At 59.2% G+C, this 21,781-nt stretch carries 23 protein-coding genes; 9 read left to right on the top strand and 14 right to left on the bottom strand.

The genetic code is table 11. The annotated features are described in order from the left end of the window. The first annotated feature begins 117 nt into the window (after nt 1-117). Complete coding sequence (locus ACR3FB_RS00220) at nt 118-552, top strand: glyoxalase superfamily protein (RefSeq protein WP_480563242.1); 435 nt, start codon at nt 118-120, stop codon at nt 550-552. 55 nt (nt 553-607) lie between these two features. Here the strand turns inward: ACR3FB_RS00220 and ACR3FB_RS00225 are convergent, their stop codons facing one another. Beyond that, the gene (locus ACR3FB_RS00225) at nt 608-2,047 is read right to left on the bottom strand and encodes an aldehyde dehydrogenase family protein (RefSeq protein WP_480563243.1); all 1,440 of its coding nucleotides are present in this window, start codon (nt 2,045-2,047) and stop codon (nt 608-610) included. 203 nt (nt 2,048-2,250) lie between these two features. Between ACR3FB_RS00225 and ACR3FB_RS00230 the strand changes: the two genes are divergently transcribed. Then, the gene (locus tag ACR3FB_RS00230; RefSeq protein WP_170459651.1) at nt 2,251-2,901 is read left to right on the top strand and encodes a peroxiredoxin; all 651 of its coding nucleotides are present in this window, start codon (nt 2,251-2,253) and stop codon (nt 2,899-2,901) included. Nucleotides 2,902-2,970: 69 nt separating this feature from the next. On the opposite strand, the gene ACR3FB_RS00235 is transcribed toward ACR3FB_RS00230, so the two are convergent. Continuing rightward, nucleotides 2,971-3,702 carry a glycosyltransferase family 25 protein gene (locus ACR3FB_RS00235; protein WP_480563244.1) on the bottom strand — a complete coding sequence of 244 codons (732 nt, stop codon included), beginning with the start codon at nt 3,700-3,702 and terminating at the stop codon, nt 2,971-2,973. Nucleotides 3,703-3,901: 199 nt separating this feature from the next. Here ACR3FB_RS00235 and ACR3FB_RS00240 point away from each other — a divergent pair, with 199 nt between their 5' ends. Continuing rightward, complete coding sequence (locus ACR3FB_RS00240) at nt 3,902-4,537, top strand: DUF1326 domain-containing protein (RefSeq protein ID WP_480563245.1); 636 nt, start codon at nt 3,902-3,904, stop codon at nt 4,535-4,537. A gap of 3 nt (nt 4,538-4,540) precedes the next feature. On the opposite strand, the gene ACR3FB_RS00245 is transcribed toward ACR3FB_RS00240, so the two are convergent. Continuing rightward, nucleotides 4,541-4,930, bottom strand: a complete 390-nt coding sequence (locus ACR3FB_RS00245) for a nuclear transport factor 2 family protein (protein WP_170473105.1) — start codon at nt 4,928-4,930, stop codon at nt 4,541-4,543. Between the two features lie 87 nt (nt 4,931-5,017). After that, entirely contained in the window at nt 5,018-7,165 is a 2,148-nt protein-coding gene (gene pnp / locus ACR3FB_RS00250; RefSeq protein WP_480563246.1) for a polyribonucleotide nucleotidyltransferase, read from the bottom strand. A 426-nt stretch (nt 7,166-7,591) separates the two neighbouring features. Between pnp and ACR3FB_RS00255 the strand changes: the two genes are divergently transcribed. Together ACR3FB_RS00255 and ACR3FB_RS00260 are read left to right on the top strand one after the other, a co-directional pair. Beyond that, a complete protein-coding gene (locus ACR3FB_RS00255) occupies nt 7,592-9,193 on the top strand; it encodes a BCCT family transporter (RefSeq protein WP_170473108.1) in 1,602 nt (533 codons plus the stop codon). Nucleotides 9,194-9,434: 241 nt separating this feature from the next. Beyond that, nucleotides 9,435-10,448, top strand: coding sequence for an ATP-grasp fold amidoligase family protein (locus ACR3FB_RS00260; protein ID WP_425084880.1), 1,014 nt, complete (start codon nt 9,435-9,437; stop codon nt 10,446-10,448). A 184-nt stretch (nt 10,449-10,632) separates the two neighbouring features. Here the strand turns inward: ACR3FB_RS00260 and rpsO are convergent, their stop codons facing one another. The 6 genes from rpsO to rbfA form a co-directional block, all read right to left on the bottom strand. Next, the gene (gene rpsO, locus ACR3FB_RS00265) at nt 10,633-10,902 is read right to left on the bottom strand and encodes a 30S ribosomal protein S15 (RefSeq protein ID WP_170379357.1); all 270 of its coding nucleotides are present in this window, start codon (nt 10,900-10,902) and stop codon (nt 10,633-10,635) included. Between the two features lie 143 nt (nt 10,903-11,045). Then, entirely contained in the window at nt 11,046-12,053 is a 1,008-nt protein-coding gene (locus tag ACR3FB_RS00270; RefSeq protein ID WP_480563247.1) for a calcium-binding protein, read from the bottom strand. A 97-nt stretch (nt 12,054-12,150) separates the two neighbouring features. Then, the gene (locus ACR3FB_RS00275; RefSeq protein WP_480563248.1) at nt 12,151-12,654 is read right to left on the bottom strand and encodes a DUF1643 domain-containing protein; all 504 of its coding nucleotides are present in this window, start codon (nt 12,652-12,654) and stop codon (nt 12,151-12,153) included. Between the two features lie 21 nt (nt 12,655-12,675). Then, nucleotides 12,676-13,581 (bottom strand): tRNA pseudouridine(55) synthase TruB, encoded by a 906-nt coding sequence (gene truB / locus ACR3FB_RS00280; protein WP_480563249.1) that lies wholly within the window; start codon nt 13,579-13,581, stop codon nt 12,676-12,678. A 60-nt stretch (nt 13,582-13,641) separates the two neighbouring features. Then, entirely contained in the window at nt 13,642-14,376 is a 735-nt protein-coding gene (locus ACR3FB_RS00285; protein WP_480563250.1) for a phosphodiester glycosidase family protein, read from the bottom strand. Beyond that, the gene (rbfA, locus tag ACR3FB_RS00290) at nt 14,373-14,768 is read right to left on the bottom strand and encodes a 30S ribosome-binding factor RbfA (RefSeq protein ID WP_480563251.1); all 396 of its coding nucleotides are present in this window, start codon (nt 14,766-14,768) and stop codon (nt 14,373-14,375) included. The genes ACR3FB_RS00285 and rbfA overlap by 4 nt, the downstream gene beginning before the upstream one ends. 91 nt (nt 14,769-14,859) lie before the next feature. On the opposite strand from rbfA, the gene dapB reads away from it, so the two are divergent. Both dapB and ACR3FB_RS00300 read left to right on the top strand, forming a co-directional pair. Next, on the top strand, nt 14,860-15,669 hold the full coding sequence (dapB, locus tag ACR3FB_RS00295; RefSeq protein ID WP_480563252.1) for a 4-hydroxy-tetrahydrodipicolinate reductase: 810 nt from the start codon (nt 14,860-14,862) through the stop codon (nt 15,667-15,669). A gap of 94 nt (nt 15,670-15,763) precedes the next feature. Beyond that, nucleotides 15,764-16,873 carry an NADase-type glycan-binding domain-containing protein gene (locus tag ACR3FB_RS00300; protein WP_480563253.1) on the top strand — a complete coding sequence of 370 codons (1,110 nt, stop codon included), beginning with the start codon at nt 15,764-15,766 and terminating at the stop codon, nt 16,871-16,873. 3 nt (nt 16,874-16,876) lie between these two features. On the opposite strand, the gene ACR3FB_RS00305 is transcribed toward ACR3FB_RS00300, so the two are convergent. Genes ACR3FB_RS00305 through tmpA form a run of 3 tightly spaced genes read right to left on the bottom strand, consistent with a single transcriptional unit; the run spans nt 16,877 to nt 19,265 of the window. Then, nucleotides 16,877-17,545 (bottom strand): ureidoglycolate lyase, encoded by a 669-nt coding sequence (locus tag ACR3FB_RS00305; protein ID WP_480563254.1) that lies wholly within the window; start codon nt 17,543-17,545, stop codon nt 16,877-16,879. Next, entirely contained in the window at nt 17,542-18,132 is a 591-nt protein-coding gene (tmpB, locus tag ACR3FB_RS00310) for a (R)-1-hydroxy-2-trimethylaminoethylphosphonate oxygenase (RefSeq protein ID WP_480563255.1), read from the bottom strand. The genes ACR3FB_RS00305 and tmpB overlap by 4 nt, the downstream gene beginning before the upstream one ends. Beyond that, the gene (gene tmpA, locus ACR3FB_RS00315) at nt 18,129-19,265 is read right to left on the bottom strand and encodes a 2-trimethylaminoethylphosphonate dioxygenase (protein WP_480563256.1); all 1,137 of its coding nucleotides are present in this window, start codon (nt 19,263-19,265) and stop codon (nt 18,129-18,131) included. The genes tmpB and tmpA overlap by 4 nt, the downstream gene beginning before the upstream one ends. Nucleotides 19,266-19,365: 100 nt before the next feature. On the opposite strand from tmpA, the gene ACR3FB_RS00320 reads away from it, so the two are divergent. Beyond that, complete coding sequence (locus ACR3FB_RS00320; protein ID WP_480563257.1) at nt 19,366-20,220, top strand: LysR family transcriptional regulator; 855 nt, start codon at nt 19,366-19,368, stop codon at nt 20,218-20,220. Nucleotides 20,221-20,224: 4 nt separating this feature from the next. Here the strand turns inward: ACR3FB_RS00320 and ACR3FB_RS00325 are convergent, their stop codons facing one another. Continuing rightward, nucleotides 20,225-20,407: a DUF1674 domain-containing protein gene (locus ACR3FB_RS00325; RefSeq protein WP_170482141.1), complete on the bottom strand. Its 183-nt coding sequence runs from the start codon at nt 20,405-20,407 to the stop codon at nt 20,225-20,227. A gap of 90 nt (nt 20,408-20,497) precedes the next feature. Here ACR3FB_RS00325 and ACR3FB_RS00330 point away from each other — a divergent pair, with 90 nt between their 5' ends. Beyond that, nucleotides 20,498-21,754 (top strand): RsmB/NOP family class I SAM-dependent RNA methyltransferase, encoded by a 1,257-nt coding sequence (locus ACR3FB_RS00330; protein ID WP_480563258.1) that lies wholly within the window; start codon nt 20,498-20,500, stop codon nt 21,752-21,754. The last annotated feature ends 27 nt before the right edge of the window (nt 21,755-21,781 follow it).

Consider the following 21,781-nt stretch of genomic DNA (forward strand, 5'->3'; position numbering starts at 1 on the left):
GGCCTTTGGCTTCGGTGAAACCCCGAATACGAACATCTGTTGCCACTTTCACGGCGCGCGGATGGCAATGCGAACCCCGTCCAGATTTCGCGCCCGTTCAAGGAAACGAGGCACATGATGACGATACAAAGAACGATCCCACCGATAGACGAGTTGAAAGCGCAGGCCAAGCGCTTGCGTGAAGACCTACGCGCCAAAGATGTGACCCTTTCACATAGCGAGGCGTTGGAGATGCTCGCCCATCAATATGGCGTTCGGGATTGGAATACACTGCACGCCAAAGCTGGAAACCGCATGCACTTGCGTGTCGGAGATCGGGTTGAAGGGCGATATCTGGGGCAGCCGTTCTCAGCCGAAATACGCGGCATGACCCTGTTGGGCGACGGATCCAACCGCAGGGTTACCCTGCATTTTGAAACGCCGGTTGATGTGGTGCAGTTCGAGAGCTTTTCCGCGTACCGCCAACGTGTAACCGGGGTGATCGGTTGGGATGGACGCTCAGCACAAAGGACGTCTGACGGGCAACCCCAGCTGGTTGTGCGTCCAGCCTAGAAAAGGGTGAGGCTCTGCCCGAGCCTCACCAATCGTCCTAGATCAGGCCACATGCCTATTCTGCTGCCCAACCGCCGACGGCTTTGATCTCAAGAAAATCCTCAAGGCCGAAGACGCCGCCTTCGCGGCCGTTGCCGGATTGCTTCATCCCGCCGAACGGAGATCCCGCGCTGCGCGACTGGCCGTTCATCTCAACCATCCCGGACCGCAATACCCGCGCCATACGGTTGGCGCGCGCACCGTCCTGTGTCTGGACATAGTTGGTCAGGCCGTAGGGCGTGTCATTGGCGATATCGACGGCTTCTTCCTCGGTGTCAAAGGGGATCATGGTCAGGACCGGGCCGAAGATCTCCTGCCGCGCAATGGTCATCTGGTTGTTGGCATCGGCAAACACCGTCGGGCGCACGTAGTAGCCCTTGTTCAAACCCTCGGGCCGCCCGGTGCCACCCGCGACCAGCCGCGCGCCTTCATCGATACCGGCTTGGATCAGGTCCTGAATCTTGGTCCACTGAAGCTCATTCACAACGGGGCCGATATGGCGGCCTTCCTCCGTGGCCGGGCCGACCGTTACAGCGTTGGCCACTTCGGCTGCGGTCTCCACCGCCTTGTCATAAATCGGGCGCTGCACCAGCATCCGGCTGGGGGCGTTACAGCTTTGGCCGGTGTTGTTCATCATGTGCAGAACACCGCGTTTCACAGCCTTTTCATCTGCGTCCTCAAAGATCACGTTGGCGCCTTTGCCGCCCAGTTCCAGATGCACCTTTTTCAGCGTATCGGCAGCGCTTTTTGAGATCGCAGTGCCCGCGCGGGTCGAGCCGGTGAAGCTAATCATGTCCACATCCGGATGCGCAGAGAGTTGCGAACCGACACCCACACCATCGCCGTTCACCAGATTGAATACTCCGGGTGGGAAACCGGCCTCATCCATCAGCTCGGCAAAGATCATCGCGTTCAGGGGGCTCTGCTCCGACGGTTTCAGAACCATCGTACAGCCAGCAATCGCTGCCGCGCCGACCTTTAGAGTGATCTGGTTCATCGGCCAGTTCCACGGGGTGATCAGACCGGCGACGCCTACTGCCTCATAGATGATGCGATCATTGGGGGCGTGATCGCCCAAGGGACGCTCGAATTCAAACGCCTTGGCGGCGCGGATGAAGTTCTTGAGGTGATAGATCCCGGCACCGGATTGAGCCGTGCGCGACATGTCGATCGGCGCGCCCATCTCAAGCGACATGGCTTGCGCCAGATCCTCGGACCGGGTCATGTAGAGGTCGGCCAGCTTTTCAACTAGGGCGATACGCTCTTGGACCGGCGTGGCCATCCAGCCGGGCAAGGCCGCCTTGGCCGCGGCAACGGCGGCGTCAGTGTCAGCCTGAGAGCCGAGGGAGATCACCGCGCAGGGTTCCTCGGTCGAGGGGTTGATGACCTCGAAATCATTCGCCCCAGATGGAGCAACCCATTGACCGTTAATGTAGAAATCGCGTTTTTCGATCATGGCGTATCCTCCGGGCCGTGATGTCAAAGACTGGTTTTGCCGCGCAGTCTGTCATTCGCTCTGAGGCGCGGCAAGGGGGTAATTTGATCAAATTTGTTTGGCGACGTCCCGGAAAAAGACTTTTGCGGAAGGTTTAACTCTGGCGCAAAGTGGTTAGGTTCACTGCATTCGACTCGGTCAGTAACCAAAGAAGGAGTTGCACCATGGGTTTGCGTATCAACGACACGGTCCCGAATTTCACCGCAGAGACGGATCAGGGCACCATTCAGTTTCACGATTGGATTGGTGACAGCTGGGCGATCCTGTTCTCGCATCCCAAGGACTTCACCCCGGTCTGCACCACCGAGTTTTCGGCTGTGGCCCAGTTGAACGACGAATGGGCGGCGCGCAATACCAAGGTGATCGGTGTTTCGGTCGACGGGGTCGAGGACCACAAGAAGTGGAAGAAAGACATCGAAGCCTATGGCAAGGCCAACCCCGGTTTCCCGATTATTGCAGATGACGGCTTGGCGGTTTCGAAAGCCTTCGACATGTTGCCCGCCGAGGCTTACCTGCCCGACGGCCGCACCCCTGCGGATAGCGCCACCGTGCGTTCGGTGTTCATTATCGGACCCGACAAGCAGTTGAAGCTGTCGATGACCTATCCGATGACCGTGGGCCGGAACTTTGCTGAGATCCTGCGGGCGCTGGACGGATTACAGATGTCGTCTAAGGGTGTCGCGACACCCGCGAACTGGGTGCCGGGTGAGGATGTGATCATCCCGCCGACCGTTTCGAACGAAGATGCCAAGGCGAAGTTTGGTGAGTTCGAGACGATCTTCCCGTATCTGCGCAAGACCAAGGCTCCGTCCTGATTTAGGTCGGGTCAGGGGGGCTGTCTGCCCCCCATCGCGCCTGAGGCGCGATTCCCCCCGAGGATATTTTTAGCCAGATGAAGCAGGCGGGCGCTGCGGGTGCAGGTGGAGCTGTGCCCGGTAGGCGGCGCGTTTGACTTCGCGGGTCAGTTTGTCTGAGAACGGCGGTTTCGTCTGGATGGTCGAGCCGCCGATATCGCGGGCCACTTCGCGGTTGCCGCTGCCCAGAAGGGCATGGATTGGCTGACCGGTGATCCAGTGCATTTGCAGGAATGTATCCACGGGGCGGTCGATTTGATCCGTCGCCTTTAGGAGCCGTTTGGCAGCATTGCGGCCGACCATCTGGCAGACGCATTGCAGGCCGATCACTTTGGGCAGAATCAGGCTTAGGCCATCTTCTTCGACCAGTGTGTGGGCCGCGACTTCGCGTTGTTTGACGGGGATGCGGATAAAGTGATCCGGCGTGGCGATGGCGTGCAGCATTTTGATTGCTTGGGCCATTTTGTCAGGATCGACGCGCAGGTCATCTTCGGTGATGATGGCCAGGTCGATCTCTTCATCCACCAGTTTCTGCCAAAGACACCGGTGGCTTTGGAATACGCCGATTTCTGCCGGGCGCAGGTCGAACGGGTAATGTGGTTTGTGCAGGGTGCCGGGATGCAGGCGGACATTTGCGATCTGGTTCGGGTCGCGCCCGTTGGTCGCCTCGAAGAGTTCGGCATTCGGCAGGTCGTTGCACAGCTGGTCTGCATTGGCGCGGCGGGCCGTGCTGGAGGACATATGGATGATGAAAGATCGCATTATGCGTGCATAGAACACGGTGGCGTGTGGGGAAAGAGCAACGCGAGAGAAATGGGCGTTCATTTTTGCAAGCTGAACTAGTGCGAGCGTTGTCGGCGACCGGTTCTTGAAAGGACAGAAATATGCTACGGTGCGATAGGCAGACAAACCAGGCATCCGCACCATCGGGCGATCACACTGTGAAACACAGGAGAAGACGATGGCTTTTACAGATTGGTATGTTGAAGGTGATGCTTTTGGGAACTGTAATTGCGGTTACGCGTGCCCTTGCCAGTTCGAGGAACTTCCGACACAGGGCAATTGCCGTGGGTTCGAAGTGCTTGAAGTCTCGAAAGGCCATTTTGGAGATACCGACTTAGCGGGTGCCAAGGCCGCTTTGATCTATGCCTGGCCGGGTCCTATCTTTGAGGGCGGCGGCGAGATGCAGGTGATCATCGATCCAAGCGCCTCAGATGCTCAGAGGGTCGCACTAGAAAAGGTCTTCCACGGGGAAGAGACCGAAGAGATGGCGACCCATTGGTTCGTCTTCCGTGCGATGTGCAAAACCGTGCATGAGACCCTGTTTCTGCCGATAGATTTCGAGATGGATATGGAGGAGCGTACGGCCAAGGTGTCCATCGGCGACGTGCTGAACTCGAACGGCCGTCCCATTGAAGCGCCGCATGGTGGTGGCCCACATCGCGTGCGGATCGACATTCCCGGCGGGATTGAATTCACTTTGGCCGAGATCGGCAGTGCCTCGACCAAGGCCGACGCGGCGATCAAGCTGGACCTGAACGACAGTTACGGGCAGTGGCATCTTATGAAGCACGGGCCGTCGGGGGTGGCGCACTAAGGATCAGGCTTCTCCAAAATCCACAAGAACCGGTGCGGTGTCGTAGATGATCCGCACCGATTGGAATCGGGTTTGATCCTCGGTCAGTTCAAACAGGTCTACGCATTCAATCGTTTCAGGGTGCCCGTTTCGGATGGTGCGGGTGTAGTTGAAATGAACCGCCATCTGCGGCGCACCGGATGTATCGGCAAAGGTGTTCTTGTGAAGGGTGGACCGGTCGCTCGTGATGTTCATAACGTTGGTATAGAAGTCACGCGCCGGTTGCTTGCCCGATATCGGAGAGGTTGCCGTCGCGTCCTCGGCAAACAGGTTCAGCATCGCGGGCAGGTCGCCGCTTTCGATGGCTTGTAGGTAAAGCCGCGCCAGTTCATCCATCTGGTCCTTGTTAGACATCGCCAACCCTCCTGCTGGGCGGCACTGTAGCACAAAAAAAGCCCCGGTGGTTTCACCGGGGCCCTAATCATTTGAAAGAGGAACAGATTACTCTGCGTCTTCTTTCTTTTCTTTCTTCTCGGGAACGATCTCTTCGCCGGATTCCTGGTCGACCACTTTCATCGACAGGCGCACCTTGCCGCGATCGTCAAAGCCCAGCAGTTTGACCTTTACTTCCTGACCTTCCTTCAGAACGTCCGACGGATGGTTCAGGCGGCGGTTTTCGATCTGGGACACGTGGACCAGACCGTCGCGCTTGCCAAAGAAGTTCACGAAGGCACCGAAATCGACGATCTTGACCACTTTACCGGTGTAGATCTGACCTTCTTCCGGCTCGGCCACGATCGAATAGATCATGTCATAGGCCTTCTGGATCGATTCACCGTCCGGCGAGGCGATCTTGATGACGCCGTCGTCGTTGATGTCGACCTTGGCACCCGAAACCTCAACGATTTCGCGGATGACCTTACCGCCCGAACCGATCACTTCACGGATCTTGTCGGTCGGGATGTTCATGGTTTCGATGCGCGGGGCGTGGACCGAGAATTCGTTGGTCTCGGACAGGGCTTTGCCCATCTCACCCAGGATGTGCATCCGGCCATCCTTGGCTTGCGCCAGGGCTTTCTCCATGATCTCGGGCGTGATGCCCGCAACCTTGATGTCCATCTGCAGCGAGGTGATGCCGTTTTCGGTACCCGCAACTTTGAAGTCCATGTCGCCCAGGTGGTCTTCGTCACCCAGAATGTCCGACAGGATGGCATAGTTGCCGTCATCTTCCAGGATCAGACCCATGGCCACACCGGCAACCGGTGCTTTCAGCGGAACACCGGCATCCATCATCGACAGCGAACCGCCGCAGACCGACGCCATCGAGCTGGAGCCGTTGGATTCGGTGATCTCGGACACGATGCGGATCGTGTAGGGGAAGTCGGTCGCTGCAGGCAGAACCGCCTGCAGGGCGCGCCATGCCAGCTTGCCGTGGCCGATCTCGCGACGGCCCGGGCCACCAACGCGGCCTACTTCACCAACCGAATAGGGCGGGAAGTTGTAATGCAGCAGGAAGTTCGATTTGAAGTTGCCATGCAGCGCGTCGATGAATTGCTCATCGTCACCGGTGCCCAACGTGGTCACGGCCAGCGCCTGGGTTTCACCACGGGTGAACAGGGCGGAACCGTGGGTCCGGGGCAGCATCGAGGTTTCGGCAACAATCGAACGGATATCGGTGGTCGAACGACCGTCGATCCGCTTGCCGCCTTTGACGACGTCACCGCGCAGAATGCCGGCTTCCAGCTTTTTGATCGCCGAACCCAGGTTGGCGTCTTCCAACTGTTCCTCGGTCAGCGCTTCTTTGATCGCTTCGCGGGCAGCGGCGACAGCGGCGGTGCGCTCTTGCTTGTCGGTGATCGCGAAGGCTGCGCGCATCTGCTCTTCACCGGCTGCGGCAACAGCGGCGTAGAGGTCCGAGTAATCGGGTGCGGCGAAATCAAACGGCTCTTTCGCGGCTTCTTCGGCCAGCGAGATGATCAGGTCGATGACCGGCTGGATCTGCTCATGCGCAAAGGTCACGGCGCCCAGCATTTCGGACTCAGAGAGTTCGTAAGCTTCGGATTCCACCATCATCACGGCGTCTTTGGTCCCGGCCACAACCAGATCCAGACGCTGTTCGGGGTTCAGGCGCAGGTCCTGCATGTCGTCGACGGTCGGGTTCAGGACGTATTCGCCATCCACGAAACCAACACGGGCACCGGCGATCGGGCCCATGAACGGCGCGCCGGAAATGGTCAGAGCAGCAGATGCCGCGATCATCGCAACGATGTCGGGGTCGTTGACCAGATCGTGGGACAGCACAGTGCACATCACCAGAACTTCGTTTTTGAAGCCGTCAACGAACAGCGGGCGGATCGGACGGTCGATCAGACGCGCGGTCAGCGTCTCTTTCTCGGTCGGGCGCGCCTCGCGCTTGAAGAAGCCACCCGGAACTTTACCGGCGGCATAGTATTTCTCTTGGTAGTGGACGGTCAGCGGGAAAAAATCCTGACCGGGCTTTTGCTGCTTGGCAAAGGTCACGTTGGCCATGACGCTGGTTTCGCCCAGCGTGGCAATCACGGTGCCGTCCGCCTGACGTGCAACCTTGCCTGTTTCCAGTGTGAGCATCTCTTCGCCCCACTGCATAGATTTCTTAGTTACATCAAACATATGCGTATCCTAGAACGGAGCACTCCCGCCCCTGCGGGTCTCCGGTTTGCATGGCGGCCCCATTGCCGCCGACCCCACTTTATCTTCCATTCGAGTGCCGGGGTCAGGGCACAACGTCTCAGATACCCGCGCGCATACATGAGAATGCGTTGAAAGGAAAGGGGAACCGCTGCGATTGGCAGAAACGTGCAGACTGGAATTTGAGCACCCTGCGCAGCGTCATTTTTGAGGCTGCGAAACGTCAGTTCCCAAGGGGCGTAAGATTCAAAAAAATGAATGAGTTTTGAAAAAACTGTATGCAGTGTAGACTGTTACCACTGAACCCACGGTCGAAGAGACGGGAATACGCCAAGGGGGTAACATACTCATATCCGTCAGCCGGCCGACTACCTTGGCGTTTGCAGCTTGCGAGCAAAGGGGCAAAGTATGGCTCAAACCAAGAAAATGCTGGATCCGGATCCGCGGATCTACGATTTCGAAACCGAGTATGAACTGGGTCAGGACAATGTCCGGCCATTCGGTTTGGATATCCACAACCCGGTCTTCCTGATCTCGAGTATTTTGATCTTTGCTTTCGTTTTGATCGCATTGGCCAATCAAGAGGCTGCGGCCGCCTTTTTTGGCTGGCTCAGACCATGGCTCACCAGCACGTTTGACTGGTTCCTCGTCCTGTCAGTTAATGCCATCACCCTGTTCTGTCTGGTTCTGATCGTTCTACCTGTCGGCAAAGTCAGGATCGGCGGCAAGGACGCCAAGCCTGACTATTCCTATGCCGGATGGATCGCGATGATGTTCGCCGCCGGTATTGGTATCGGTCTGCTGTTTTTCGGCGTGATGGAGCCGGTTTACTACAACTTTGCCGAAGGTGGGAACGCCCGGCCCCTGGGTATCGACATCGCAGTGCCCGGCAATGAGTATATTGGTATTGTTGGCACGATCCATCATTGGGGCCTGGAAGGCTGGGCGGTATATGCCGCCGTTGGTCTAAGCCTCGCAATCTTTGCCTACAACCTCGACCTGCCTCTGACTTTGCGCTCGGCTTTCTATCCACTTCTGGGTGAGCGTGTTTGGGGCTGGTGGGGTCATCTCATCGACACGCTGGCGGTGTTTGCAACGCTGTTCGGTCTGACCACCTCGCTGGGTCTTGGGGCGCAGCAAGTTGCCGCCGGGTTGAACGAGGTCTTCGGCATCGAACCCAGTCCAACCGTCACCGTCCTGCTGATCATCGGCATCACGCTGATCGCGCTGGGCTCGGTCCTGCTGGGTATGGATGCGGGCGTGAAACGGTTGAGTGAGATCAACATGATCATGGCCGTTGGTCTGTTCCTTTTCGTCATCATCGTCACCGGTGTGGGTACAGCCATTTCGCGGTATTTCAACGTGATGGTGGATTACGTGACCCATCTGCCGGCACTGTCCAATCCGTTCGGGCGAGAAGACACCAGTTACTTCCACGGCTGGACGACCTTCTACTGGGCTTGGTGGATCGCGTGGTCGCCCTTTGTGGGCATGTTCATCGCCCGCATTTCCAAGGGCCGCACGGTGCGTGAGTTCATCCTCTGCGCGCTTCTGGCCCCCACGGCGGTCTGCGCCCTGTGGATGTCGACTTTCGGTGGTGCCGCGATTGACATGCTGAACGCAGGCGGAGCCGAAGGCGTGCGCGCCACCGTGATCGACAGCTATGCGCCGGAAGGCGCCCTGTTCGGCTTCCTCAAGGAACTGCCGCTCTATGGCATCATCGCGCCGATCGCCCTGATTTTGATTGTTGTGTTCTTTGTGACCTCATCGGATTCAGGTTCGTTGGTGATTGATACCATTACCGCCGGAGGCAAGATGGATGCGCCGGTGATCCAGCGGGTGTTCTGGTGTACGCTCGAGGGTCTGGTGGCAATCGCCTTGCTCCTAGGCGGCGGTCTTGCGGCTCTACAAGGCGCAGCGGTGTCGACAGGCATCCCGTTCACACTGGTGGTTCTGATGATGTGCTATTGCCTGTGGCTGGCGCTTAAATCGGAAAAAGCCAAGATGTAAGCCTCAAACCAAAGACATATTAGACGCCCGCCAAATGGCGGGCGTTTTTGCTTTGTCCGAGAGTTGTGTATTTTGAATGACTTGTGTGCCAGACTGCCTATTGGCGCCTGAAAACACACGTTGCCAAAGGTGGTCTCGGCGCTACCCGTTTTCGATTTTCTGGCAGATTCTTGTAGACTGCCTTCGCAAGAATACTCAGAAAAGCACACATCGACAGTGACACGAGATCCAGGGGAAGAGATTGGCCGCAAGAAGCAAAAGCTCAGTAGAATTGTATCAACCAAGCAGCTTCGAGCTTCGGCAAGTCGCAAAGACCAGTGTAAAAGAGATCTTTGATCGCGGGTTGTTTGGAACAAACACTGCCGCTCCGCACGGAACCCTGCGCGGAATTGATGTTCTGCCAAGACAAGTCTGCGTTCAAAAACTGTCGCGCGCGGTAAAAATCTATTTTGGCAAATATGGAAAGGTGCCAAATTTCCTAAATCCGGACGGATTCTACGAAAAACTCAGTCTTGCAAAACTATTCGCTCCGATCCCCATGCCATCAGCTGCTGACAAATTGGCCGTAGATCATTATATTCCCGAAGCGTTGGAAGCAAAGGTCAAGCCTATTCCAACCGTTTGGAGTTCACGTTTCCCAATTTCCGATGAGGCTCTCGGTGCAGCGAACCTTCCTGAAGGCAGGTACTATGCAAAGCTGAACTCTGGTGCCGGGTCCGTCAAAAAAGTCACACTTCCAATGGCAAAGGAGGATGCTACAGAACTTGAAAAACAAAGCGCAGGTTGGCTGGAGCATTCCCACGGCACCAAAGCAGGCGAGTGGTGGTATTCCCTTATCGGCAACCGGGTTTTTCTGGAGCATGATTTAAGTGATGAAGACGAGTCTCTTACGGATTGGAAGTTTCATGTCGGCGGCGGCAGGATTCTCGCAATTCAATTGGATTTGGACAGACAGAGCAGACACAGACAGCTTGTTTTTGACAGGAACTTCAATTTCATAGACGAGGAGCTCTTCTTCCGTAGCGGTAGTCCGATTTCCCGGCCAACTTTCATCGGCGACATGATTGAAGTCGCGGAAGGTATCGGAAGACAGTTCGAGTTTGCGCGCGTGGATCTCTACCACAAGAATCGTCAGATATACCTTGGCGAGATTACACTTTGCCCCATGGGTGGGCTAAAGGCACCCAACTCCTTCGAGTTAAATACTTTGATGGGGCAAGCGTGGCAGTCAGCTTTCTTTGGGTCCGGACGCTAGAGCATTGGCGTCCTGCTTGGAAACCATCAAGCCAATCTGATGTCATTTGAATGGGTGGGGCAACGAGCGGTGCCGGAGCGCAAGCTCCTGCCTGGCCTTCAAATCGAAAAACGCCCGCCAAATAGCGAGCGTTTTATCTGTACGAGTTGTACGTTTTGGTTCTTGCAGTCTGTACAAAAAGCGCTTAGCGGCGGATGCCCAGCTTTTTGATCAGGTCCTGATAGCGTGCTTCTTCCTTACCCTTCAGGTAGTCCAGCAGCTTACGGCGCTGGGCGACCATCTTGAGTAGACCGCGACGACCGTGGTTGTCTTTCTTGTGGGTCTTGAAGTGCTCGGTCAGGGTGGTGATGCGCGAGGTCAGGATGGCAACCTGGACTTCAGGCGAACCGGTGTCGCCCTCTTTGGTGCCGAATTCTTTCATGACGCGTGCTTTTTCAGCGGCAGTAATCGACATCGGGGTCTCCTTCAAAGGCTAGAGTTAATGGCGCAGGCCGGGATGTCGTCCAGCACAGGCCCATGGAGAATACCGCACCGATTCCGATGCGGATGGGCGCGTATAGGCGCTTTTGGCGCGAATGGCAAAGGGATTCTGACGGCTTAGCCAGCGGGCAGGTATTCCGCCAATTCGGCCTCGGTCAGAAGATGGATATCGTCCACCGTCAACCCGTCGGCCCCGAACAGATGCGCGACCTCGTGGCCGTTGAGGCTGACGCGGATCAGGTTCTCATTCTCGGGGTCCTGCTCGATTTCGATCTCGGGTGGGTCCTGATCTTCCCAGGTGATCAGCAGGCGGTCCTCACCGGGTTGAAAGCCCATCACGGTGACTTCGGAATTCTCGGTGTCGGCGATGATGTCATCCGCGCCTGAGCCTCCGGTCGCAACGTCGCCGTCTTTGGCCAGTATCGTGTCCTCTCCTGCGCCGCCGTTCAGATAATCGGTCTCGCACTCATCCTCATCGCCCAGCAGCAGGTCGTCGCCATCGCCGCCAAAGAGGGAATCTTCACCCTCACCACCGGTCAGAGTGTCATCACCATAGCCGCCATGCAGGGCATCATTGCCTTCTCCGCCGTCCAGATCATCGTCGCCCTGACCGCCATACAGCGCGTCGTTGCCTTCACCGCCCTGCAAATGGTCGTCGCCGAAATGACCGTAGAGCCTGTCATTGCCCTCATCCCCGAACAGAGCGTCATCATCGGCCTCGCCATGCAGTAGGTCATCGCCCTGGCCGCCGGACAGAGTGTCCTCACCTTGGGCTCCGTGCATCACATCGTCGCCAGCGCCGCCCATGATGTGGTCATCACCGCCATAGCCGTTGATCTGGTCCGTGCCGTCCTGCCCGGTTATTTCATCGGCGTTGTCGCTTCCGGCGATCACCAGATCGCCTTCATGTTCCGAGATCACTTTACCGCCGGTGGTCGTGTCGTCGCTATCCTGCGGAGGCTCGACGCTCTCAACTACGTCAAGGAACTCACCTTCGCCGATCTCGGTCTGGCTTTCGTCCTCCGCGCCCTCGTCCCGCTCATCCTCTTCTTCGATTAACACATCCCCAATGGCGTATGCCGCGCCGCCGACGGCGGCCAATCCGATCAAACCGGCCAGAAACATATCGAACCCTCCGAAAGAAATGAGACGCCTTGGCGGTACTGTCCCATTCGAACGGTTCATCGGTCAAAGCTTAGCTGGCCGAGTGGTTAACCCTTTGTCACCAGGGTTCGGGTTGCTGGGTATACGCAATGTAAAGCGGATGTTTGGGGTGCCCTGCTTTGGACAGGCCCAGATGAAACAGAGGCTGCCCGGTGCCGCGCAGCAGCGCCTCAACCGCCGGGCCGCGGTCCAGATGCGCGCCGTGGGTGCCCCAGGCGGCAATGACCTGATCGGCCCATTGGACGCCCTCCAGAATGGTCGCGTCGTTTGCCGGACCGACCGGATCAGCGGCGGCGCGCATCTTGCGCGGATCGGTGTCGCGCCAGGCAAAGATGTTGGTGACCTGAAACGCCCCGAACCCCAGCGCCCGTGCGCGGCGTTCGCAGCGCTCGACCGTCGGGTCGTTCTGCACCTCAGTCGCGGTTGACGGGTTCAGCATCACAAACAGCGCCTTACGCCCTGCCGGATCCCAAACACGGGTCAGGCTATAGCGGTATTTCTCGCAATCCGAGTAGACGGCGGTCGAGGGCGCATCGCCCTTGGTATGCGTTCGGGTGATCATGCCCTTCGCCTAGCACAGGGCTCAGGTGACGAACACCCGGCTTGGATGCAGCTCGCCGGATTTGTAGATGCCTACTGCCACGGCCTTGCCGTCGAACGAGGCCCAGGCCTCATCGCCATATTCCACGTCCGAGGCCAGAACCATGCCCGGATTGCCGTTGCGCAGACGGGTTGCACCTTCGGGGGTGCATTTCAGCTCGGGCAGGTCCGAGAGGCCGGTTTCCAGCGGGTGCAGGTAGTCGTCCAGCGCCTCGGTCTTGGCCATCTCGTCGATCTGTTCGATGGACAACCCATTTTCGGCCTCAAAAGGGCCGGACCAGATGCGGCGGAGTTCCTTGACGTGGCCGTGGCATCCCAAAACCTCACCCAGATCCCGCGCGATCGAGCGGACATATCCGCCTTTGCCGCAGGTCATCTCCAGCACCACGTGATTTTCGTCGGGACGGTCGACGAGGATCAGTTCTTCGACCCAGAGGGGGCGGGCGGACAGTTCCACCTCTTCGCCGTCGCGGGCCAGTTTATAGGCGCGTTGCCCGTCGACCTTCACGGCCGAGAATTTGGGCGGCACCTGCATGATATCGCCCAGAAACGGGGCGAGCGCCTGTTTGATATCCTCGTCCGACGGGCGCGCATCGCTTTGCGCAATCACTTCGCCCTCGGCATCGTCGGTGTTGGTGGCTTGCCCCAAACGCACGGTGAAGGTGTAGGCTTTCAGCGCATCGGTGATGTAGGGGACGGTTTTGGTCGCCTCACCCAAAGCCACGGCCAGAACGCCGGTTGCTTCGGGGTCCAGTGTGCCCGCATGGCCCGCTTTCTTGGCGTCCATCGCCCAACGCACCTTGTTGACCACCGCGGTCGAGGTCATGCCCGCAGGCTTGTCCACCACCAGCCAACCGGAAATGTCGCGGCCCTTGCGTTTGCGTCCCATCTTGCACCTTGCCTTTTGCTAAGGCGCGCGGGTTAGCGGATCGTTTTGCCGCTGTCAAACTCAGGGCGCGTCTTCGACGACGCCTACGATTGGCCCCAGCGAGAACCCGATGTCTGATCGGTTGTTGGCGCGGTCATACATGCGCGAGATATTTCCATCGAGGAACAGCGCATTTGGTGTCTCCAGCGCGTCTCGGAACAGCCTGCCGAACTCATGGAAGGTTACGTAGTCCTCGGAAATCGCAAAGACCGTGCGGGTGCCATCTGCACTCGTCCCCACACCGTTGCGAATGTAGCGCGAGGTCGAATCGGGCAGGAACCGGGGGTGCAATTCGCCGTCGATCACCAGCATTGGGCCGGATTGGGTTGCAAATCGGCACTGCGGGGCCTGATCCAAGAAAGCGAGCGTTTCGAACACGTCAGCGCGACCCTCGCGAATGCAGAACACCCCGTTGGGCAACAACCCGAAGTTTCCGGGCCCGGCATTCGGGATCACACGCATCTTCTCGTGTCCGTTTTCGACATAGTGGCCCACGGGCGAGCGGTCGTCGTGATACATGCCCGCATTCATCGCAAAGACCAGCCTTTTGCCTTCGGGCGCGAGCGTATCGTTCACGGATGAGAAGTGTCCAAGCAGTTCGCCTTGGTCATCGTTCAGAAACAGGCGCAGGTCTTCCGAGGCATCGACCTCGCAGACCGTGTACCGCCTGTCCTCATGGGTCAGCTTATCACAGGTGACCGCATGGGCCTGCGCGGCCCAGAGAACCGCGCCTATTGTTGCGAATGCCCGGATCACTCGTCCAGATCGCGGCGCACCGCGTCCTGTTCGAACATACGGCGGGTGTCGTCCAGCCGGTCGAATGTGTCATCCAGGCGGAACCGCAGATCGGGCGAGAATTTCAGGTTCAGCTTCTTGCCGACCATGCGCCGCAGCTCACCCTTGTTGCGAGCGAGCAGGTCGATCACATCCTCTTGGCCTTTACCGCCCAGCGGCAGCACATAGGCGGTGGCGATCTTGAGGTCGGGCGAGGTGCGGACCTCACCTACGGTGATCGACATCCGGTTCAGGTCGGGGTCGTGGACATCTCCGCGCGCCAGAACTTCGGACAGGGTGCGGCGGATCAGTTCGCCGACACGCAGTTGCCGTTGGGACGGGCCGGGGCCATCGTGGAATTTGTTCTTTGCCATACCGACGATCTAAGCCCTAACCGAGCCTTTGCCAAGCGGGCGCGAACCGGGTAGGAGGCTTTGAGCCGACTATGTTTAGGGGAAGAAAGCAATGACCCATATTCCGGGGATCGTCATCACAGGGGCTTCGGGCCGTATGGGGCAGATGCTGATCAAGACCGTGACTGACAGCGATCAGGCCCGTCTTGTTGGTGTGGTCGAGCGCGCGGGCCACGATTGGATCGGTCAGGACGTGGGCACGGCAATGGGCGGGCAGGCGCTGGGCGTGACTGTGACAGACGACCCGCTGGAGGCGTTCGCGCAGGCGCAGGCCGTGATTGACTTCACCGCGCCCGAAGCGACGCTGGAGTTTGCTGCTTTGGCTGCGCAGGCGCGGTGTGTACATGTGATTGGTACCACCGGCATGAGTGATGAACAGATTGCGGCTCTGGAACCGGCCTCGCGCCACGCGGTGATCGTGCGGGCGGGGAATATGAGCCTTGGCGTCAATCTGCTGGTGCAATTGACCAAAAAGGTCGCGGCGGCTTTGGACGAAGATTTCGACATCGAGGTGATCGAAGGCCATCACCACCATAAGGTCGATGCGCCTTCGGGCACGGCGCTGATGCTGGGTGAAGCTGCCGCTGAAGGGCGTGGCGTCAAGCTGTCGGATGTAGCCGACCGGGGCCGCGATGGCATCACCGGCGCGCGAAAGCGCGGAGACATCGGCTTCCATGCCATTCGCGGCGGAGACATCGTGGGCGAACATGACGTCCTGTTCGCCGCGCCAGGAGAGCGCATCGTCCTGCGCCATCTGGCCACCGACCGTGCCATCTTTGCCCGCGGCGCGCTGAAAGCGGCGCTGTGGGGGCAGGGCAAGGCTCCGGGTCAGTATGACATGGTGGATGTGCTGGGGCTCTAAACCAACACAACCAATGATATTTTATGAACGTGGGCTTTACCTGACGCCGGGACTCGATCCATGCTTACTTCGTAAGGCAAAGGGGAAGAGTGCTTTGGTCAAGTCTGTTGCAGGGGCGTTTCTGCTTTCGCTGGCCGCTGGTAGCGTTTTGGCCGAGGACCAGCAGGTGGTTTGCACGGTTGAGGGCTGTAAGAAAATCACGCTGCAAAAGCCCCGCTTCAGCGAGTCCAGTGCGTTTTCGGTGCAGCAGGTTTGGGGTGTGGTGGACAGCATCCTGGCCGTGTCTGGTCTGTTGCCGAATTTCGAGGTGCTTGAAACCACCGAGGTCGATAACGCAGCGGCTGTAATCTTCAAAGAACAACGGTACTTGGCATTCAACCCAGACTGGCTGTCGCAATACGAAGCGGACCCGAACGCCTATTGGCAGCTTTATGGGGTGATCGCTCATGAGGTCGGCCATCATCTTCAGGGACATACGATCGTCGAAGGAGGGTCGCGCCCGCCCACCGAGTTAGAGGCAGATGAATATGCCGGGTTCGTTCTTGCCGCACTTGGGGCCAACCTGACGCAGGCTCAGTCCCTGTGGGAGACCTTACCGGCACAAGGGTCAGCGACCCATCCGCCCCGCCATCAGCGCCTTGCAGCGGTTGAGCGCGGATGGCTGCGACGCGATGGGCAGGCGCCATCCACTGCGACACCAACGGCTGAGCCGCCCGCACCCGAAGTGCCCCCGCCACCGGGTTGGCTTATGAACAGCTGCACCGGTATTTCGGTTGCCGGGCAGTGGGCTGATTTGTGTTTCAGTTCAGTTTTGAAGGCGCAAGGCAGCAACAGCTATGGCCCTCGAAATGTGACGGACCAAGACCACCGCACCGCTTGGGTGGAAGGAGTGTCTGGCCATGGATACGGTGAAGCATTTGTTCTGGCTTTTGATTCACCCACGCGGATCAACCGCTGGGCAATTCGGAACGGCTATGCCAAATCGGAACGGACCTTCATCCGCAACAGTCGTGTGCGCGAGCTGAAGTTGAGCTTTTCGAATGGTTCCACAACATCTTTCACCATCGACGACACATCTGACTGGCAAGAGACCAGTGCTTTGGCCAATTATGGTGCCGTATCCTGGGTCGTGTTCGAGATCACCGATGTCTACCCCGGCACGCACTATCAGGACACGGCGATTACCGAGCTTGTCTTCGAGTGATCGTCAAAGATCCTTAACCTTGTCCGCGCGCAGCGGGCAGGCGAGATAGACGCCGAATTCTTTGCCGATATCCGCGCTGACGCGGGCGTGAACCGCGCCCTGACGGTCGAGAAAGCGCTGGTTGTCTTCGACCGGGAAAATCCCCTCATGCCAGATGCCGGGTTTGATATAGAGGCCGCGTGAGCCATCGCACCAAAAGGCCACCACCTTTTCCGGTGTCAGATTGTCGCCCGGTAGGGCGACGGGGGCAATAAAGGGCTTGTTGTCCAGCGGCCAGAACATCTGTCCACCGTCTGGGTGGTAGTTCATGTGCCACAAAAGGACTTGATCGCGCGGAGCGCTCTGCCGCTCGTCCTGTGCCTGCTGAGGATCAGTTGACCAACCCAGAACGTAGTGGCCGCCCACGGCTTCGTTTCGGCCATAGAGGACATCGCCTTTCCACTGCCCATGGAACGTGCCTTCGACCCAGCCGCCTTCATCGCCGGTGCCTTCATCGATGGGCCGCCAGCCTTGTTGCGGCCAGCGAGTGATCTCGATCTCGACCCCTTCGGGGTCATCGACCAGACAGCCATAGCCTTTGACCGATGCGTCCGTGGCGCGGATCAGGGGAACCTCGTGCCACGGCAGCGAGGGTTTGGTGCTGGCTTCAAAAATATACTCCGGGGCGTTCATGGCGTACCCATATGCTTGTCGACCATACGCTGCACCATCGGGGCGAAATGTGCAAAGTCAGGGGTCTCCATATCCTCGCGCTTTCCGGCCTCATCGAGATATCGCACCTGAATGATCTCTTTCAGGTTTGGGTTGGCCTCGAACGCGGTCACTTCCTCGGAATTCATCGGGCCGCCTTGCAGTTCCAGCGTGTGGACCGAGGCGGCGGACAGCCGGTTGAAATACTCTGGCTTTGTGGCGCAGAGATACCGCTTGGCCGCCACGTGGTAGCGGCAGCAATCGGTGATAACGGACGGGAAGAACTGCTCCAGCACTTCGGCACCTGCGTCTTCGTGATGGCGGTCCTCGGTGTCATCAGGGTGATATGTCCCGAATTCCGAAGTGAAGTGGCCGATGTCATGCAAAAGGGCACCCACAATGATCTCTTCGGGCATGCCGTTCTGTTCCGCGATGGTGGCCCCTTGCAGCATGTGCTCGGCCATAGTGACGGGCTCGCCCAGATATTCCTCGCCACCACGGCGGTCGAAGATATCGCCGATGAAGGCCACGATATTGTCGCGATTCAGGGTCGTGAAATCGGGTTTCATTCCGCCGCCTCCGGCTGTGCCATGTCCATAGCGGCCAGAGTGGACAGCAACCCGTCCTTATCGGCGTAGCAGCCTTGCAGCCACCGCGACCCTGCGCCCGAGTAGCCAAGTCGCGCATGCAGCACGCGGGTGTTGTCGACGATGAAGCTCTCGCCCGGTTCAAGCTTGAACGAAACGCCCATCGCAGGGTCGTCGATGATGTCCCCCAGCTGGCGGTAGGCGGCGTAATAGGCCTCCATTTTGTCGAAGGGCACATCCACAAAGGGCGCGGAGGAACGGTTGTTGAACCGGATGCCGATGATTTCGCCATCGGGGGACAGCTCGATCATCGGGCGGCGTGAGCGCAGGCAAACCCCGTCCGAGCCTTTGTATTCGAATCGCGCCGGGAAGCCGGCCAGCAGGGCAAAGCCTTCGGGTTTCTGGTCCCGCAGCTTTTCGGCGGCGCGGAACCCGTCAACCACGATCGAGTCGCCGCCCTCGGCGCTGTTTTCAAGGCAGTAGAGGATTTGCAGCGTCGGCACCGGATCGCGGTAGGGATTGTCGGTATGGGCCTGCAATCCCAGTCCGGTATAGGCGAGGTTGGTCGGGTTCACCTCGGTCCGAACCTCGAAATAGGGGCCGTAATTGGTCTCACGCACATAGCCAAACAGGTCGGCCACCTTCAGCAGCGATTCGGGCTCGGTCGGACCACCGGTCAGTTTGGCAAAGCCGTATTCAGCCACAGCCGCCAGCCAATTGCGTTTGGCGCTCGGGTCGGCATGAACCGCGTTCCAGTCGCCGCTAGGGGCTGCGATGCCGCTTTCCCATGTGGTGATGCCCAGGGCGATGCGTCCGAACGGGGCGTTTTGATCGCAATCGTAGACGTGATCGGCAAGCCATGCGGCGGGGAAGGTGACGGTTTTCTCTTCCGGTTGGAAGGTGACGCTCAAGTCACCGTCGATCACCTCGGCCGCGCTGACAGAGGTGTTTTGGGGAATGTCACCAATGGTGATCAGGCGCTGCCCGTTGCCCGGCGCGCGGGTGTCCGGGTCAAGCGCGTTGTCGCGCAACCAGATGGCATGAAATCGGGCCGAAGTTCCGTCGGTGAATTCAACAGTCACAACCGAAGGGTCAAAGGTGGCGGTGCGCAGCATGGGGTCTCTCCTGTTCGGCGCGGGCTTTGCTTGAAGGGGATACGCCCCTCGTGACATTATCACAATTAATGCTTATTTCGTCTGAGGGTTGGTTTTTCTAATGGCTAAGGAAAAGATCGGTTTGCCGCCCCTGGACTGGCTGCGGGTGTTCGAGTCGGCTGGTCGACTGGGCGGTTTCTCGGCCGCTGCGCGTGAGTTCGGTTTGACGCAGGCCGCGGTCAGCCAGCGGATTGGCAACCTTGAGGCCTGGCTCGGGCGTACGCTTTTTGTGCGCGAGGCGCGGGGCGTGTCGCTGACCATCGAAGGCGAAAGCTATCTGCCGCTGGTGCAGGACAGCCTGCAGGCGCTGGAGCGCAACACCGAAGACCTGTTCGGCAAATCCCCACGAGAGCTGCGGGTCGCGGGGCTTTCCTCACACATCCACGCATTGGTTCTGCCAGCCTTGCCAGCCTTTCTGAACACGCGTCCCAAGGTGCGGGTGACGACAGATTCGGTGACGCGCAGAACGTCGCTGGAGGAAGAGCGGACATGGCTGCAAATCCGCTACGGTCGCGGTGTCTGGCCGGGGCGCAAGGCCAAGCTGATCGCGCCCGAGGTGCTGGCCCCGATGGCTGCGCCAAATTTGTCATGGGGCGCGCCGGTGATTGATCTGCGGGGCGAGCGGCCCGGCTGGCAGGACTGGGCGCAGGGCGCGGGGATCAAGGACCTGCCGCAGGGCCGGATCAGCTTTGATTCCGCGGGGCACGCTATGAAGGCCGCGCGGCAGGGATTGGGGGTTGTTCTGGGATCAGTGCCACTCGCTGCTGAAAGCTTGCAGAACGGGCGTTTGCGCAGGCTGGACCTGCCAGAGCTGAGGACCAAGGATGGCTATTGGCTGACATGGCCCGAGGAGCGGGCCAAATCGAAAAAGCAGCGCGCGCTGTTGGATGATTTCCTGCAAGCGCTGCGGGGATGAGCCATCAAAAATCGATGGCGATGCCCTTTTTCTCCCAATCGCCATAGCGCGCCGGGTCTGGTCCTTCACGTCCGCCCAGCTCTTTCGGCATGTCTTTTGCCTCGGCTTCGGCCTTGCGGCGGCGCTCCGCGGCCTCGGCCAGTGCGCGCTGGGCTGCAGGCGGCAGATCTTTGGTATCGTCACTCATGACATCGGGTTCCTTTCCGGTCACGGTCTTGATATACGCCACCGTCCGCCAAAGGCAATGCGGACCACAAGCACATCAAAAGGCGGTTCCATGTCCGACAATGCAACGGCGGCGCGACGCAGCGCGATCTATCTGCTGGATCAGGTTTTGGGCGAAGGGCGGACATTGTCTGAATGTTTGGCCGCAGGCGCGCTGGATCGGTTGGCCCCGGAAGACCGGGCGCGGGCGCAACGCCTGACGCTGGAAACCCTGCGCGGGCTCGAGCGCGCGGATCGGCTGCTCGACAATCACCTCAACCGTACCCCCGCGCTGACCGTCCACAATGCGTTGCGTCTGGGCGCGGTTGAGCTGTGCCATGGCGAGGCCGCGCATGGTGTGGTGAATTCCATGGTCGAAATTGTTTCCCGCTCACGCAAGCATGGGCGTCTCAAGGGATTGGTGAATGCGGTACTGCGCAAGGTAGCCGCCGAAGGGCCAGACGCGTGGCCCAAGATGCGCGTGCCACGCTTGCCGGACTGGCTGCGTGATCCGCTGGTCATGGCTTGGGGGGCAGAGGCCGTTTCTGGTATGGAGCAAGCGCATTTCGCAGCCGCCCCACTGGATCTGACGGCCAAACCGGGGGCGGATGCGCCGGGTATAGCTCTGCCGACCGGGTCAATGCGGGTGCAGGATGCGGGGCAGGTTTCGGCCTTGCCGGGCTACAACTCGGGCGATTGGTGGGTGCAGGATGCGGCGGCGGCGATGCCGGTACGCGTGCTGGCCCCGCAGGCTGGTGAGAAAATCCTCGACCTTTGCGCCGCGCCGGGGGGCAAGACGCTACAATTGGCCGCTGCTGGTGCCGAGGTGACGGCGCTGGATATCTCGGAGCAGCGGTTGGAACGGGTACGCGAAAACCTCAAGCGCACCGGGTTGGAGGCAACTGTTATCGCGGGCGACGCGCTGGAACATCAGGGTCAGTATGATGCGATCTTGCTGGACGCGCCCTGTTCGGCAACCGGTACGATCCGCCGCCACCCGGATCTGCCGTTTGCCAAGGATGGCTCGGAGTTCGGCGGTCTGATCGAGTTGCAGACCCAGATGCTGGCCCATGCCTGGAGCCTGCTCAAGCCGGGCGGGCGGTTGGTCTATTGCACCTGCTCTTTGTTGCCTGACGAGGGTGAAGTGCAGGTCGAAGAAGCGCTGGACATGTACCCGGACATGGCGGTGGATCACGACGCGCTGACCCTCGATGGGGTCGAGCCGGAGTGGATCACCGAGGAAGGCGGCCTGCGTCTGCGCCCCGATTATTGGCCGGACCGCAGCGGGATGGATGGATTCTACATCGCCTGTCTGAACAAATCCGCCTGAGCGCATGCTTTTCGATGACTTGACGAT

The sequence above is a fragment of the Ruegeria sp. AO1 genome, from assembly GCF_056535985.1.

Bases quoted from the DNA above. Each gene is read 5' to 3' on its own strand.
- ACR3FB_RS00220 (WP_480563242.1), top strand. From the start codon at position 118: ATGACGATACAAAGAACGATCCCACCGATAGACGAGTTGAAAGCGCAG.
- ACR3FB_RS00225 (WP_480563243.1), bottom strand. From the start codon at position 2,047: ATGATCGAAAAACGCGATTTCTACATTAACGGTCAATGGGTTGCTCCA.
- ACR3FB_RS00230 (WP_170459651.1), top strand. From the start codon at position 2,251: ATGGGTTTGCGTATCAACGACACGGTCCCGAATTTCACCGCAGAGACG.
- ACR3FB_RS00235 (WP_480563244.1), bottom strand. From the start codon at position 3,702: ATGCGATCTTTCATCATCCATATGTCCTCCAGCACGGCCCGCCGCGCC.
- ACR3FB_RS00240 (WP_480563245.1), top strand. From the start codon at position 3,902: ATGGCTTTTACAGATTGGTATGTTGAAGGTGATGCTTTTGGGAACTGT.
- ACR3FB_RS00245 (WP_170473105.1), bottom strand. From the start codon at position 4,930: ATGTCTAACAAGGACCAGATGGATGAACTGGCGCGGCTTTACCTACAA.
- pnp (WP_480563246.1), bottom strand. From the start codon at position 7,165: ATGTTTGATGTAACTAAGAAATCTATGCAGTGGGGCGAAGAGATGCTC.
- ACR3FB_RS00255 (WP_170473108.1), top strand. From the start codon at position 7,592: ATGGCTCAAACCAAGAAAATGCTGGATCCGGATCCGCGGATCTACGAT.
- rpsO (WP_170379357.1), bottom strand. From the start codon at position 10,902: ATGTCGATTACTGCCGCTGAAAAAGCACGCGTCATGAAAGAATTCGGC.
- ACR3FB_RS00270 (WP_480563247.1), bottom strand. From the start codon at position 12,053: ATGTTTCTGGCCGGTTTGATCGGATTGGCCGCCGTCGGCGGCGCGGCA.
- ACR3FB_RS00275 (WP_480563248.1), bottom strand. From the start codon at position 12,654: ATGATCACCCGAACGCATACCAAGGGCGATGCGCCCTCGACCGCCGTC.
- truB (WP_480563249.1), bottom strand. From the start codon at position 13,581: ATGGGACGCAAACGCAAGGGCCGCGACATTTCCGGTTGGCTGGTGGTG.
- rbfA (WP_480563251.1), bottom strand. From the start codon at position 14,768: ATGGCAAAGAACAAATTCCACGATGGCCCCGGCCCGTCCCAACGGCAA.
- dapB (WP_480563252.1), top strand. From the start codon at position 14,860: ATGACCCATATTCCGGGGATCGTCATCACAGGGGCTTCGGGCCGTATG.
- ACR3FB_RS00305 (WP_480563254.1), bottom strand. From the start codon at position 17,545: ATGAACGCCCCGGAGTATATTTTTGAAGCCAGCACCAAACCCTCGCTG.
- tmpB (WP_480563255.1), bottom strand. From the start codon at position 18,132: ATGAAACCCGATTTCACGACCCTGAATCGCGACAATATCGTGGCCTTC.
- tmpA (WP_480563256.1), bottom strand. From the start codon at position 19,265: ATGCTGCGCACCGCCACCTTTGACCCTTCGGTTGTGACTGTTGAATTC.
- ACR3FB_RS00320 (WP_480563257.1), top strand. From the start codon at position 19,366: ATGGCTAAGGAAAAGATCGGTTTGCCGCCCCTGGACTGGCTGCGGGTG.
- ACR3FB_RS00325 (WP_170482141.1), bottom strand. From the start codon at position 20,407: ATGAGTGACGATACCAAAGATCTGCCGCCTGCAGCCCAGCGCGCACTG.
- ACR3FB_RS00330 (WP_480563258.1), top strand. From the start codon at position 20,498: ATGTCCGACAATGCAACGGCGGCGCGACGCAGCGCGATCTATCTGCTG.